The 13109-nt window shown below is 70.3% G+C and carries 13 protein-coding genes; 8 read left to right on the top strand and 5 right to left on the bottom strand.

Features of this window, described 5'->3' with window-relative positions:
• Positions 1-6 precede the first annotated feature (6 nt).
• The 4 genes from LX16_RS04740 to LX16_RS04725 all read left to right on the top strand — a co-directional run bounded on the left by LX16_RS04740 (position 7) and on the right by LX16_RS04725 (position 6491).
• Positions 7-1737, top strand: coding sequence for an ATP-binding protein (locus LX16_RS04740; RefSeq protein ID WP_211354285.1), 1731 nt, complete (start codon positions 7-9; stop codon positions 1735-1737).
• Between the two features lie 210 nt (positions 1738-1947).
• Positions 1948-3117, top strand: coding sequence for an exonuclease SbcCD subunit D (locus LX16_RS04735; protein ID WP_147133656.1), 1170 nt, complete (start codon positions 1948-1950; stop codon positions 3115-3117).
• Positions 3117-5549, top strand: coding sequence for an AAA family ATPase (locus LX16_RS04730; protein ID WP_147133653.1), 2433 nt, complete (start codon positions 3117-3119; stop codon positions 5547-5549). The genes LX16_RS04735 and LX16_RS04730 overlap by 1 nt, the downstream gene beginning before the upstream one ends.
• On the top strand, positions 5550-6491 hold the full coding sequence (locus LX16_RS04725) for a DNA double-strand break repair nuclease NurA (protein WP_147133650.1): 942 nt from the start codon (positions 5550-5552) through the stop codon (positions 6489-6491).
• 12 nt (positions 6492-6503) lie between these two features.
• Here LX16_RS04725 and LX16_RS04720 read toward each other — a convergent pair whose 3' ends face one another.
• On the bottom strand, positions 6504-7253 hold the full coding sequence (locus LX16_RS04720) for a 2-phosphosulfolactate phosphatase (RefSeq protein WP_147133647.1): 750 nt from the start codon (positions 7251-7253) through the stop codon (positions 6504-6506).
• 150 nt (positions 7254-7403) lie between these two features.
• Here LX16_RS04720 and LX16_RS04715 point away from each other — a divergent pair, with 150 nt between their 5' ends.
• Complete coding sequence (locus tag LX16_RS04715; RefSeq protein WP_147133644.1) at positions 7404-8336, top strand: lytic polysaccharide monooxygenase auxiliary activity family 9 protein; 933 nt, start codon at positions 7404-7406, stop codon at positions 8334-8336.
• Between the two features lie 58 nt (positions 8337-8394).
• Here LX16_RS04715 and LX16_RS04710 read toward each other — a convergent pair whose 3' ends face one another.
• From LX16_RS04710 to LX16_RS04700, 3 genes are all read right to left on the bottom strand, one after another.
• Positions 8395-8574: a DUF397 domain-containing protein gene (locus LX16_RS04710; protein WP_147133642.1), complete on the bottom strand. Its 180-nt coding sequence runs from the start codon at positions 8572-8574 to the stop codon at positions 8395-8397.
• Positions 8575-8733: 159 nt separating this feature from the next.
• On the bottom strand, positions 8734-8901 hold the full coding sequence (locus LX16_RS04705) for a DUF397 domain-containing protein (RefSeq protein ID WP_147133639.1): 168 nt from the start codon (positions 8899-8901) through the stop codon (positions 8734-8736).
• On the bottom strand, positions 8891-9715 hold the full coding sequence (locus LX16_RS04700) for a Scr1 family TA system antitoxin-like transcriptional regulator (RefSeq protein ID WP_158645478.1): 825 nt from the start codon (positions 9713-9715) through the stop codon (positions 8891-8893). Before LX16_RS04700 ends, LX16_RS04705 begins: the two co-directional genes overlap by 11 nt.
• A gap of 235 nt (positions 9716-9950) precedes the next feature.
• On the opposite strand from LX16_RS04700, the gene LX16_RS04695 reads away from it, so the two are divergent.
• The 3 genes from LX16_RS04695 (at position 9951) to trpS (ending at position 11845) form a co-directional block, all read left to right on the top strand.
• Entirely contained in the window at positions 9951-10130 is a 180-nt protein-coding gene (locus tag LX16_RS04695; RefSeq protein WP_147133633.1) for a hypothetical protein, read from the top strand.
• Complete coding sequence (locus LX16_RS04690) at positions 10127-10447, top strand: hypothetical protein (protein WP_147133630.1); 321 nt, start codon at positions 10127-10129, stop codon at positions 10445-10447. Before LX16_RS04695 ends, LX16_RS04690 begins: the two co-directional genes overlap by 4 nt.
• A 351-nt stretch (positions 10448-10798) precedes the next feature.
• On the top strand, positions 10799-11845 hold the full coding sequence (trpS, locus tag LX16_RS04685; protein ID WP_147133628.1) for a tryptophan--tRNA ligase: 1047 nt from the start codon (positions 10799-10801) through the stop codon (positions 11843-11845).
• A 50-nt stretch (positions 11846-11895) separates the two neighbouring features.
• Here trpS and LX16_RS04680 read toward each other — a convergent pair whose 3' ends face one another.
• The gene (locus LX16_RS04680) at positions 11896-12906 is read right to left on the bottom strand and encodes a TY-Chap domain-containing protein (RefSeq protein ID WP_147133624.1); all 1011 of its coding nucleotides are present in this window, start codon (positions 12904-12906) and stop codon (positions 11896-11898) included.
• Positions 12907-13109 lie beyond the last annotated feature (203 nt).

The following is a 13109-nucleotide window of genomic DNA, read 5'->3' as shown; positions in this document are numbered from 1 at the left end:
GTCCGCATGGCCGAAGCCGAAGATGTGGTGGGGCGGGTCCTGGGCACCGAGGACGCGACCCCGTTGACGTTCTGGGTGGCGATCGCACCCGATTCCTACCTCCAGTTGGACGATGTCGTGGTGACCAGGCGGGAGGTCGCCGGGCGGGAGCCCGTGACGGTCTCGGGGGTCGTCACCGCCGTGCGGTCGCGGCACGAGGGTGCGCAGTTCGACTCGGACGTCTTCGCGATCTCGGAGGGTCACCTTCCCGCGCAGGTCCAGGAGGCGGCCGAGATCACCGTCACCCGGGTCGATCCGGAGGTGTTCGTCCCACCCCGCCCCGGTGACGCCGTCATGCGGGCCTCGGGCGCGGCCAGGGACTCGGCACTGTACTTCGACCAGATGACGCGGCAGATCCCGCTGGGCTTCTCCCGCGACGGCGAACCGGTCTTCCTCAACGCCGACTTCCTCGACGGCACCCGTGGCGCGCACGTGTCGATCTCGGGCATCTCCGGGGTCGCGACCAAGACCAGTTTCGCGACGTGGCTGCTGTACTCCCTGCTGCACTCGCAGGCGATCGGCCCCGAGGCGGTGAACACCAAGGCGCTCATCTTCAACGTCAAGGGTGAGGACCTGCTGCTGCTCGACCACGACAACACCCGGCTCGACGACACGCTGAGGGACTCGTACGCGCGGCTCGGGTTGCCCGCCAAGGCGTTCGGTTCGGTGACGGTGATGGCGCCGCCCCGGCAGGGCGACCGCAACGGCGTGCCCGACGTGGCGTGCCGTTCCACGGGCGTGGAGTCGTTCTACTGGACGGTGGCGCAGTTCTGCTCGGAACGCCTGCTGCCGTTCGTGTTCGCCGACGCGGACGACGAACGGCAGCAGTACACGATGGTCGTCCACCAGGTGGCCGCGAAGCTGCACCGGGAGGCGCAGCCCAAGGACGACGGCGGGGCCGTCATCGACGGACAGTTGGTGTCCTCGTACGGCGCGTTGGTGGATCTGTTGTGCGACAGGCTGTCGGACGACACGACCCGGGGCACCTGGGCGGGCACGGCCGTCGGGCTCGGCACCATCAACGCGTTCATCCGCCGTCTGATCTCCTCCACGAGGGACATCGGAAGGCTGGTGCGTGGCGACCTGCCGCCGCGCCGGGCACACGGTGTCGGCACCGACCACGACGCCCAGGTGACGGTCGTGGACCTGCACAACCTGCCCGACCGCGCGCAGCGGTTCGTGGTCGGTGTGACGCTGCGCGGCGAGTTCGAGCGCAAGGAGAAGGCCGGCACGGCGCGGCCGCTCCAGTTCGTGGTGCTGGACGAGCTGAACAAGTACGCGCCACGCGACGGCACGAGCCCCATCAAGGAGATCCTGCTGGACATCGCCGAACGCGGCCGGTCCCTGGGGGTCATCCTCATCGGCGCCCAGCAGACCGCCAGCGAGGTGGAGCGCCGCATCGCGGCCAACAGCGCCATCCGGGTCGTGGGACGGCTCGACCCCGCCGAGGCGAACCGCCCCGAGTACGGGTTCCTCGCCACGGGGCAGCGGCAGCGGGCGCTGATGGCCAAGCCGGGCACCATGTTCGTCGCGCAGCCGGAACTGCCGGTGCCGCTGGTGGTCAACTTCCCGTTCCCGGCGTGGGCGACCAGGCCCGCCGAGGCGGGGGCCGCGCCGGCGTCCGCGCTGCGCTCGGTGACGCAGACGGTCGACCCGTTCGCGTTGGCGGGCGACGACGAGGACGACATCCCGTTCTGATCGTGGCGGGGACGGCGGCGGGGCGGCCACGGCCGGGCGGGCTTCGCGCATATGGTCGACGAGGGTCGCACCCGGCCGTTATGGTCCGGCCGGTTCTCCCGAGAGGCCGTCTACGCAGGAGCCTTCGACAACGCCGCGAGGCGCCGACCGGGCGACGCGCAGCAGAACAGTAGGTTCAAAGACGGCCTCCGACACTCCAAGGAGCGGCAATTGCGAATTCTGCACACCTCCGACTGGCACATCGGAGCGACCCTCAAGGGCCAGTCCCGCATGCCCGAGCAGTACGAGGTCTTCCGCGAGTTGGTGGAGATCACCCGGCGGGAGAGGCCTGACCTGATCGTGGTCGCCGGTGACCTGTTCGAGACGGCCGCGCCGTCGGCCGCCGCGCAGAAGCTCCTGGTGCGGACGCTCTCGGCGCTCCGGGAGACCGGCGCCGACGTGGTCGCGGTCGCAGGCAACCACGATCACGGCGCGGCGATCGACGCGTTGCGCGGATGGGCGGACGCGGCGGGCATCACGCTGCGGGGAACCATCGGCACCGCCACCGACCACCTCGTCACCGGTCGCACGGCCGAGGGCGAGACGTGGCGGTGCGCGGCGCTGCCGTTCGTGTCGCAGCGTTACGCGGTGCGGGCGACCGAGTTGTTCTCCCTGACCGCCGCCGAGACCGGGCAGTCGTACACCGACCATCTGCGGCGACTCGTCGCGGCGTTGTCGGCGTCGTTCACGCCGGACTCGGTCAACCTGGTGACCGGGCACCTGACCGTCGTGGGCGGGAAGGTGGGTGGCGGTGAGCGCGAGGCGCACACGGTCGCCGACTACGCGGTCCCGGCGACGATCTTCCCGCCGACCACGCACTACGTGGCGCTGGGTCACCTGCACCGGCGGCAGAAGGTGACCGGGGGATGCCCGATCCACTACAGTGGAGGGCCGATCGCGGTGGACTTCGGCGAGGAGAGTTACACGCCGGGCGTGTTGATCGTGGACGTGACGGCGTCGACGCCCGCGCAGGTCAGGCACGTGCCGTTGACCGAGGCGGTGCCGTTGCGCACCCTACGCGGAACGCTGGCCGAGCTGCGGGAGGCCGATCCCCCACCGAACGCGTGGCTTCGGGTGTACATAAAGGAGAAGTCCCGGGCGGGCCTGCGCGAGGAGGTGCAGGAGTTGTTCCCCAGGGCCCTGGCCATCCAGATCGACCCGGGCATGGTGGAGACGCGCTCCGGTGAGCGGCGTACCTCCCGGATCGGGCGGACGCCACGGCAGTTGTTCGGCGACTACCTGGAGGAACGCGGTGTCGCCGACGACGCCGTCACACGGTTGTTCGATCACCTGTACGATCGGGTTTCCACTGTGGCGTCGGCCGAGGAGGAGGTGGCCTGATGCGTCCGCTGCGCCTGGAGATGGAGGGCTTCGGCACCTTCTCGCGGCACACCGTCGTCGACTTCACCGACGCGGACTTCTTCGCGCTGGTGGGCCCCACCGGGGCGGGCAAGTCCACGGTGATGGACGCGATCTGCTTCGCCCTGTACGGCAGGGTGCCCAGGTGGGGTCAGGGCATCGAGTACGCGCTCGCGCCCTCGGCGACCTCGGGCAAGGTCCAGTTGGTGTTCGCCGCCGCCGATCGGGTCTACGTCGCCACCCGCGTCGTCAAGCGTGGCGGCAAGGGCCGTGTGACGACCTCCAGCGCCGCGTTGGAGCGGCTGCCGGCCGACGTGCGGCCCGGCGGGATCGGTGACGTCAGCGGCCTCATGGGGACGTCGTTGGCGGGTTCGGCCAAGGCGTTGACGGAGCAGGTGGAGCGCATCGTCGGGCTGCCGTTCGAGCAGTTCACCAAGTGCGTGCTACTGCCGCAGGGCGCCTTCGCGGACTTCCTGCACGCCAGCGCCGCCGAACGCCGGAAGATCCTGGAGAACCTGCTGGGCCACTCCGTCTACCGCGACATCCAGGTCGCGGCGGGTGAGGAACACCGCGCGGCCGAGGCGGTGCTGTCCCACATGGACTCGCAGTTGTCCCGGCTCACCCCCGTCACCGACGAGGACCTGACCGCCGCCTCGGAGCGGATCACCGTCCTGTCCGCTTTGGACAAGGAGGTGCGGGACGCGCTGCCCCGGCTGGAGGAACTGGCGCGCCGGGCCTCGGAGACCGAGTCGGTGCTCAAGGTCGTCGACGAGGAGCACTCGCTGCTCACGTACATCCGCAGGCCGTCCGATGTGGATTCCATTGCGGATGAACTCGCCGCCACGGCCGCCGACATCGAGACGGCGCGCGCCGAGGTCACGTTGCGGGAGGAGGCCGAGGAACGGTTGCGGCACGCCGCCGCCGACACCGACGTCGCCCGTATCGAGCAGACACTTGGCGACTACGCCGCCGCCGCGGAGCTGGCCGGGTCGATCGCCAAGGGGACGCCGTTGACCGAGGAGGCCGAACACCGCCTCGCGCAGGCGGAGGCCGCCGTGGCGTCGGCGGAGGTGCACCTGGCGCAGGCCGAGGCGGCCCACCAGGCGGCCCGGGACGCCGACCTCGCCGCCACCCTCCGTCGTCAGCTCCACGAGGGAGACGACTGCCCGGTGTGCGGGAACCCGGTCACGGCCGCCTCCCCGCACCCCGGCCACGACGCGCTCGCCGATGCCGCGGCCGAGGAGGAGGCCGCCCGGGAGTCGTTGCGGGCCGCCCGTGCGGAGCTCGTCAAGGCGCAGCAGACGGCCGCGCAGTACCGGGGAAGACTCGACGAGCGCCTGGACCAGCAACGACAGCTCCGGGAACGGCTGGCGACCGCACCTCCCGAGGAGGAGTTGCGGGACGCACGGGACGCGGCGCGCCGGCGGAGCGAGGAACTGACCGCCGCTGCCGCCGCCGTCCGGATCGCCCGCGAGGACGCCAGGCGCGCCGAACGCGCCCACCGGTCGGTCCTCGACCGGCAGACCGCCGAGTGGCAGCGGTTCGATCACCACCGCGACCGGGTCGCGCGACTCGGCCCACCGGCGACCGACCGCAGCGACCTGCGCGCGGGATGGGACCAGCTCACCGAGTGGGCGACCGCGCAACTCGACGTCCGGCGCCGCCGGCGCGCCGACGAACTGAAGGCCCGCGACGAACTCGACGCCCAGACCCGGGTCGTCCGTAACGAACTCGTGGCCCGGCTGACCGAGGCGGGCGTGACGCCGCCGCCGAGCGGTGGCGCCGAGGACTTCACCGACGTCGTGACGGCCGCCCTCCACCGGGCCCGGCACGACCTGGACACCCTGACGGCGCAGCGCAGACAGTACATCTCGCTGTCGGAGCAGCGGGCGGCACAGGCACAGCAGGCCGAGGTGGCGCGGCAACTGCACCGCCACCTCGGGACGAAGAACTTCGTGAACTGGCTGCTGAGCGAGGCCGTGGAGGACCTGGTGGCCGGTGCGTCCCGCATCCTCCACCAGTTGACCGGTGGACAGTACGAGCTCATCTCGGAGGAGACCGAGTTCTATGTGGTGGACCACCACGACGCGGACCTGACCCGTCCGGTCAAGACGCTCTCCGGCGGCGAGACCTTCGCTGCGGCGCTGTCGCTCGCACTGGCCATGTCGGACCAGTTGGCGGGCATGTCCTCCGAGGGCGCGTGCCTGGAGGCGATCCTGCTCGACGAGGGCTTCGGTACATTGGACGCGGCCACACTGGACCAGGTGGCGGCCAATCTGGAGAGTCTGGCCACCTCCGGCGGCCGGATGGTCGGCGTGGTGACGCATGTCGCCGGGCTGGCCGAACGGATCCCGGTGCGCTTCGAGGTGGGCAAGAACGCGTCGGGCTCTCATGTGACCAGAGTGGATGTGTAGATGCGGATCAGTGTCAGCGCGTGGGATCCCGGGTACGCCGATAGCGGGGAGCGGCTGAGCGACGCCCGGGGGTTGACCGGCCCCGAACTGGACGTGGAGGTCCCCTCGGTCGACTGGATGCCGTTGCGTCCCGACGCGTCGGCTCCGCCGCCGAGGGTGTTGTTGGTGGACGGTGTCCGCCGTCTCGACGCGCGCGTGGACATCGACGTTCCGGGGCAGCCTCCGGTACCGGGGCTGTGCGCCTCCTACGCGGCCGGGGTCGTGGTGTGCGACCTGGCGTCCCACTCCCCCAACGCCTCCATGGTGACCAGCCGGGTGGAACGGGGGCTGTTCAGTTCGGTGGCGGACGCGGAACTGTCGGCGGGGCCGGTGGCGGCGTATCAGGCGCGACGGGTGACCGGCGCCGAACCGGGCGACCTCGTCAACGCGGTTCAGGAACGGTTGACGTCCCTGGAGGTGGCGGTGGCGGCGGAGGCCGAGCCCGCCGACGCGGACCTGCTGGTGCTCGACGGCGCGTTGCGGCGGCGGGAACACCTGCGCCGCGCGGTCGGTTTCATAAAGTCGCACCAGCGCCGTTACCTGACGGACGAACCCGCCAAGGTCGTCGACCGGCTCAAGCCGGGGGAACGCACCCCGGTATTCCTGCTCAAGACGAGCTGGCAGCGCTACACCTGGTACATCCGGCTTCCGGGTGGCGGTGACGGTTCCTGGGCCGGTGTCGCCCGGTTGGAGGCCGCGGCGGAGCTGCCCGTGGACACCGTGATCGGTCTCGCGGACGCCTCGGCCCTCATGCTGCCCCGATTGGCGTCCTCGGCGCACAAGGACCCTCGCGCCCCGCAGAACCTCACGCCGATAGCGGGCCTGGAACGGATGCTGCGCGCCAAACTCGGCGATCCCCGGCTGCTGTTGCGGAACCTGCGCACGAGTCGCCCCGTCGGCTGATCCGGACCGCTTTCACCGGTCGGCGACGAAGCCCTCCGCCGTCAACACCGGCACGGTCCGGGACGCGTCGACCTCCACGGCGATCTCGACGTCCCCGCCGTAGCCCTGTTCGATGAGTTCGACACCGCTTCCGCTGCGCCGCACCAGATCGGCGGCCCGGTCCGGCCGCCACCGCACGGCGGCGGTCTCCGCCTCCGGTGAGGCCGGCAGTCCCGCCGCGATCAGTCCCGACAGCACGGCCGCCGCGCCGAGTTGATCCTCCAGGCAGGGCCGCAACGCGCCACCGGAACGGAGTTCACCGGCGGCCACGACGGCGACCGGGCGTTCCGGTGTCCCGAAACCCTTCGTCCGCAGCCGTTCGGCGACCGTGGCGGCGTTGCGGAGGCAACCGGCGTAGACCGTGCCGCCTCCGGCGGTCGCCGCGATGGTGGATCCGTTAGGCGAGGGCAGCACCAGGCGCGGAATGGCGGGCGCCTCGCGCAGCGCCGCCGGGGACAGCGACCACGGATGGGAGGCGTCCACCTCGCGGCGCCCCACCGCGAGCGCGGCATCGTGCCGGGAGGCGTGGGCGGCGGCACGGGCGTCGCGCCACCTGAACGGCAGGACCGCGCCACCGCGTTCCACGACGACGCTGACCGAGGTCGTGAACGACAGGACGTCGACGACCACGAGGGCACCGGCGGGGTCGGCGAGTTCCGCCGCCCCCTCGGCGCCCCAACCGAACCGCAGGCCGTATCCGCGTTGCCCGAACCATCGCCGCACACCGGGATTGTGCCGGGTCCGGGCGGCGAACCGGCGGGCGGCCCCGCACGGCGGGCGTCACGGCACGACCACGGACCGCTTGACATAGACGTTAATCGATTGTTACCGTGGTTTTGGGAGCGCTCCCATTCCTCTCGTACTGGAGTTCCGATGCACCGAGACATCTCCCATCCCCGTATCCGGCGACCCCTCGCCGCATCGGCCACCGCGGCCCTCGTCCTGGGATTGACCCTGGTGGCCGCACCCGGCACGGCCGATGCGCACGGCGTCACCATGATGCCCGGCAGCCGTACCTACCTGTGCTGGGTGGACGGCCTCACCGACACCGGCCAGATCATCCCCGACAACCCCGCCTGCGCCGACGCGGTGGACACCACCGGCACCACACCGCTCTACAACTGGTTCGCCGTACTCGACTCGTTCGGCGGCGGACGCACCGTCGGCTACATCCCCGACGGGGAACTGTGCAGCGGCGGCAACAACGGTCCCTTCGACTTCAGCGCCTACGACGCACCCCGCGACGACTGGCCGCTGACCCACCTGACTGCCAGCGACACCATCCAGGTCCAGCACAGCAACTGGGCCGCACATCCCGGCGCCTTTCACATGTACATCACCAAGGACGGCTACGACCCGCTGCAACCGCTGGGCTGGGACGACCTGGAGCCGTTCTGGAGCGTCACCGATCCACCCCAGTCGGGCGGCCCCGGCGGCTCACACTACTACTACTGGGACGTCGACCTACCCGACGACAAGTCCGGCCGGCACCTGATCTACACGCACTGGGTGCGCTCCGACTCACAGGAGAACTTCTACAGTTGCGCCGACGTGGTCTTCGACGGCGGCAACGGTGAGGTCACCGGCGTCGGGGCCGATGTGGACGCCACGACCGCCCACGCGTACACCGCTCAAGCGGTGGCCGCCCTCACCGGACACGCGCACCATCCCGGCGTCACCGGATCGGCCGACGCGGCAGACACCTCGACCGGACCGCCCTGGTGGACCATCGCCGCGGCCCTGATCGCGGCCGGCGCGGCGGCGGTGTGGTGGGCGGGCAGGACGCCACGCACCCGCCACGAGTGACCGACCACTCCGGACCGGTGCCTTCACCGCCGGTCCGGAGACCACCGGCGGTTCAGTGCTACCCGGAACGGTCCACCGAACGCAACAGGGCGGCGAACTCGCCACGATCCACGGCGAGACCACCGAGGGCGGGGGCCTTGCTGTCACGGACCTCCACCGGACCGGACAACCGCACCTCGACACAGTCGCCGCCACTCGCGTTGCTACGAGTGGACTTGCGCCATCTTCCAGGTGTCATGACGATCCCCTCGCGACTCCGTCACCCGTCGTGGGCTGACGGAACTCACGCTATGCGCCCCGGCCCAGACGAACAACGGGGATGTCGGCAACCCGACCGGCACGGGAATCCGGCCCGAGTGGCCGGCGGCACGGGGCCGCAGACCACCGAGCCGGAGACTCATCCCACCGAACGCAACAGGGCGGCGAACTCGCCACGATCCACGGCGAGACTGCCGAGGGCGGGGGCCTTGCTGTCACGGACCTCCACCGGACCGGACAACCGCACCTCGACACAGTTACCACCGGTCGCGGTCGACCGGCTGGGCTTGCGCCATTTACCAGCCATGTATGTACTCCTCTACCGGTATGGCCATTTCATGAGCAGCGGCGAACGTCCGCTCGTAGAGAGACACTACGTCCCTACCCTCTTCGTAACGACCACCGTGTACCGCATCGATGAACACGAAGGGCGCACCCGGCAGCGGTGGCCCTGGCGTGAGAATGGTGAACGAGCAGGCCATGGCCGGGTGAAGCTCCACGGCGACACGGACGTCAGCGGTCGGTAGAGCGGCGACATCGCGGATACGGCGCAGCTGTTCATCACCGACGTCACCCAACCGACGGAGGTACAGCAGCGCCGACTGCCCCAGCACGATGTGAAGCTCGGGGAGCGGATCGCGCCGGAACAGTCGTTCCTGCCGGAGTTGACGTAGTCGCCGGACGGCCCGCAGCTTCTCTTCCGGAAAGGGAAGCGCAGCGGTTTGGGCTGCACGCAGATATCCATCCGTCTGAATGATGCCCGGAACGTGCTCCAGTTCGACCGTGTGCATCGCCGCGATCTCGGCCTCCGTCTCCGCGAAGGCACGGAACTCCGGCGGCATTCCCTCCTTATAGGATTCCCACCAGCCACGCTTGGCGCCCTCCTTGGCATAACGACACAGCTCCGCTATCTCGTCTTCAGGGACGCCGTAGAGCTGACAAAGCCCACGCACCTGATGCTCGCGCGTTGCCTGAGTGCCCTCTTCGATGCGCTGGATCGTCTGGTGCGCATAACCGATCGCCGCGCCGGCGGTCGTTCTGGTGATACGACGGGATTCACGATGATTACGCAGACTGGTCCCCAAGACGCGCCGCGCAATCGTAGGACTACCGGTAGTCATGGCTACAGTGTGGCAGCTCACATACGTGTCCGTCACGCAGGGTACGGCGCGGATGTTTCCGTCAAGGACCGTACATAACGGATAGTGCGTGGCGTCTTCCCAAAACGGGGCATCCGTACCTACGGTGACGTTGTGGGGTTGCGCCGTTGGGCGATGGGGCCTCACGAAAGGAGCCGGGCGCGATTGAGGCGCGCCCGGCTCCGCACAACCGTCCACAAAGCGTATGGAGGACTCCATGGATGGCATCGACAGCATAGACGCCGAACGGATCGCGGTCCAGCCCACGGCGGTGGCGGCGGCCTCCGGGGGCGTCGATCACCGGCCGCACCTCCCGGACGTCGTTCGGGGAGAACGCTGCCAGATCTGCCGGACCGACTGGCCCTGCGCGGTCGTGCACTCCCGGCGGCCACGATGAATCCGCCACGGGAGGCGGTCCCCGCCACCGACGTGGCGTGGGCGGGGCTCACCGTCTACGGCACCTGGTGGGCAGAGACCGCACAACAGGTGCTGACCGTGACCTCGGCCCCCACGGCGCGGGACACGCTGCGGGTGTGGGGCGTCTGGCGGGCGCGGCGCACCCTGCTCGTGACCATCTCCTGCCCCGACGGCCTTGCCGAGGCCCGGTGGGGCGCGGGCTGGGTGGACAACCCGCCGGAGTGGCGTCGCGAGATCGAGACGGGTGCGCTGGCCGTGTACGCGCGGTGGCGATCGGCGCGAACCTGCGACGGCTGAACCGTCACCGCGACCCACCACCACGACCTCCCACATCGGACGTTTGACCAACCAAGCCGCATCAGGGGCGGCACCGTGGACCGTCCGGCCCTGTTCCGTCCGGCTCCGTTCCGCCCGGGGCCGGGCTCCGGCCGCACCGCTCCTCCTCCCGAGAGCGGTGCGGCCACTCCGCGTCCCACACCGGACGCGACGCGCGGTGATACATTCGGTGCGTGCGTCGTCATACCCAGCTGAACTGGTGGCCGTCCTAGCGACGGCCGACTGACGCATGTCACCCACCAGGGCCGTCTCGTACGGCCCGGTCGGCTCCCGTCCCGTGGCCGCACGGCCCGCGACACCACGGAGACCGACATGACCACCACCGAGACCTACGAGGCCACGACACTGCGGCTGCCCGCCGACGTGCTCGCCTCACCGACCGACCACCGGGTCCTCACCGGCGACCGCCCCACCGGGCGGCTGCACGTGGGCCACTACTTCGGCAGCCTGCAGAACCGGGTCCGGTTGCAGAACCAGGGCGTGGACGTGTTCGTCCTGGTGGCCGACTACCAGGTGATCACCGACCGGGACATCACCGCCGGCATCGACGAGGTCGTCACCGACGTCGTACTGGACTACCTCGCCACCGGACTGGATCCGGACCGTTCCACCGTGTTCGCGCACAGCGCCGTCCCGGCCCTGAACCAGCTCATGCTGCCGTTCCTCAGCCTCGTGTCCACAGGCGAACTGTCGCGGAACCCCACCGTCAAGGAGGAGATCCAGGCGGGCGGCCGGGAGACGGTCAGCGGGCTCATGCTGACGTATCCGGTCCACCAGGCCGCCGACATCCTGTTCTGTCACGCCGATCTGGTCCCGGTGGGCGACGACCAGCTTCCGCACCTGGAACTGACCCGCGACATCGCCCGCCGGTTCAACGACCGGTACGCGCCGATCTTCACCGCCCCGGAGGCGCTGCTGTCGCACGCGCCGCGCCTGAAGGGCCTGGACGGGCGCGGCAAGATGGGCAAGAGCCGCGGCAACTCGATCCCGTTGTCGGCGACCGCCGACGAGACCACCGCGTTGATCCGTTCGGCGGTCACGGATTCACAGCGCCGCATCACCTACGACCCGCCGAACCGCCCCGAGGTGTCCAATCTGGTGCTGCTGGCGGCGTTGTGCCGAGGGGAGGCACCGGAGGCGGTGGCGGAGTCCATCGGGGACGGTGGCGCCTCGGCGCTGAAACGACTGACCACGGAGGCGGTCAACGACTTCTTCGCGCCGATGCGGCGGCGCCGGCGGGAGTTCGAGACTGACCGGGGGATCGTGACGCGCATCCTGGAACGGGGCAACGCCCGGGCGAACGAGATCGCCGACGCGACGCTCGCCGAGGTCCGCATCGCCATGGGCACCCGGTATTGAAGGACGGCGGGCACCCGTGACCGCCCGCGCGCGGGTGCCCCGCCTCCGACTCAGTTCATCGAGTCGGCGCTGGCGATGCCCAGCACCGGAAGGTACATGCGTTCGCCGTCGGCGGTGAAGGCGTCGTAGACGATGTCGTAGAGGTCGTCGATCCCGAAGGCGCGCAACGCGTCCACCATCATGCGCGCGGCGTTGGAGGTGGAGTCGCGCCCGCCGTCCTCGAACTGGCGGGACCAGGTGGGCATCCGTTCGGACGGCTTGCGGTAACCGAGTCCGGCGAGGTAGTTCAGGCCGTCGCGGTGGGCGCCCTTGACCGCCGGCGACGCCTCCACCCGGACCGAACCGTCGACGGCCGCCAGTACGAACCTGGCGGACCAGTCGCTGGTGCGCAGGATGACGGTCCCCTCGGTGTCGACCACGGGCACGTCCCCCGCCAGGTCCATCAGGACACCCGACAGCCTCGCGGTGAACTCGCCCAGATCGGTGACCGCGGGCTCCAACGGCAACTCGGGCCGCTTGGAGTAGGCCGTCCACCCCGAGACGTCACCGCGCTGGATACTGTGCGCCTCGATGCGTTCCAGCGCCTCGGTCGCCAACAGCCGCAGGCTGACACCGCCGTGGAAGCGGCGCAGATGCAACTCGACGGTGAGCACCGGGTCCCGCCACCGTGCCCAGGGACCGCCGTCGCCGCCCCGGACGTCGGGCTGACCGAACTCGCGCAACATGGTGCGCAGCACCTCGCGGAACACGATGGTCCGGTGGTTCTCCCCGGCGTCGCCCCGTACCGCGGAACGCAACACCATCAACTCCACGGCGTAGAAGTCCCCCACGAACTCCACGCCCGGGGTCGGTGGCACCCGGTCGATGATGGCGGCTCCGGTGTCGTAACCGGTCTCGGCCCGCCACATGCCGACGTCGATCTCGCCGTGCTGCAACTGCCAGCCCAACGCGCCGATCGCAGCGGTGATGTCGGCCTGTCCCCACCGGCCGAAATTGACACGCTGGAGTCGACGCAGCAGGTCGGTGAGCTGCTGCTCCGTCAACCTCTTAGTACCCAGCATCTAGCGCATACTGCCATCCCGGCCCGGCGGGCGAAAGGCGGGCCATCGGTTTCCGCTTCGGCAAGGTAGCAGTAGCCGACAAGTCGCGTCACCGCCCGTCGCCGCCTCAGTGGCCTCCGACGCCACACGGCATCGCCTACGTCACACCGCATCGGGCCGGTCACACCACCGGAACCGGGCCGCCGCCGCACCTCCGGGCCGGT

The organism is Stackebrandtia albiflava, assembly GCF_007994225.1.
GTDB lineage: Bacteria > Actinomycetota > Actinomycetes > Mycobacteriales > Micromonosporaceae > Stackebrandtia > Stackebrandtia albiflava.
The sequence above is the reverse complement of the archived record's forward strand: the minus strand, read 5'-3'. Positions and strand labels throughout refer to the sequence as shown.

Coding starts and splice junctions, on each gene's coding strand:
- LX16_RS04680 (WP_147133624.1), bottom strand. CDS start 12,906: ATGCTGGGTACTAAGAGGTTGACGGAGCAGCAGCTCACCGACCTGCTG.
- LX16_RS04740 (WP_211354285.1), top strand. CDS start 7: ATGGCCGAAGCCGAAGATGTGGTGGGGCGGGTCCTGGGCACCGAGGAC.
- LX16_RS04730 (WP_147133653.1), top strand. CDS start 3,117: ATGCGTCCGCTGCGCCTGGAGATGGAGGGCTTCGGCACCTTCTCGCGG.
- LX16_RS04695 (WP_147133633.1), top strand. CDS start 9,951: ATGGATGGCATCGACAGCATAGACGCCGAACGGATCGCGGTCCAGCCC.
- LX16_RS04690 (WP_147133630.1), top strand. CDS start 10,127: ATGAATCCGCCACGGGAGGCGGTCCCCGCCACCGACGTGGCGTGGGCG.
- LX16_RS04700 (WP_158645478.1), bottom strand. CDS start 9,715: ATGACTACCGGTAGTCCTACGATTGCGCGGCGCGTCTTGGGGACCAGT.
- LX16_RS04710 (WP_147133642.1), bottom strand. CDS start 8,574: ATGACACCTGGAAGATGGCGCAAGTCCACTCGTAGCAACGCGAGTGGC.
- LX16_RS04705 (WP_147133639.1), bottom strand. CDS start 8,901: ATGGCTGGTAAATGGCGCAAGCCCAGCCGGTCGACCGCGACCGGTGGT.
- LX16_RS04715 (WP_147133644.1), top strand. CDS start 7,404: ATGCACCGAGACATCTCCCATCCCCGTATCCGGCGACCCCTCGCCGCA.
- LX16_RS04725 (WP_147133650.1), top strand. CDS start 5,550: ATGCGGATCAGTGTCAGCGCGTGGGATCCCGGGTACGCCGATAGCGGG.
- trpS (WP_147133628.1), top strand. CDS start 10,799: ATGACCACCACCGAGACCTACGAGGCCACGACACTGCGGCTGCCCGCC.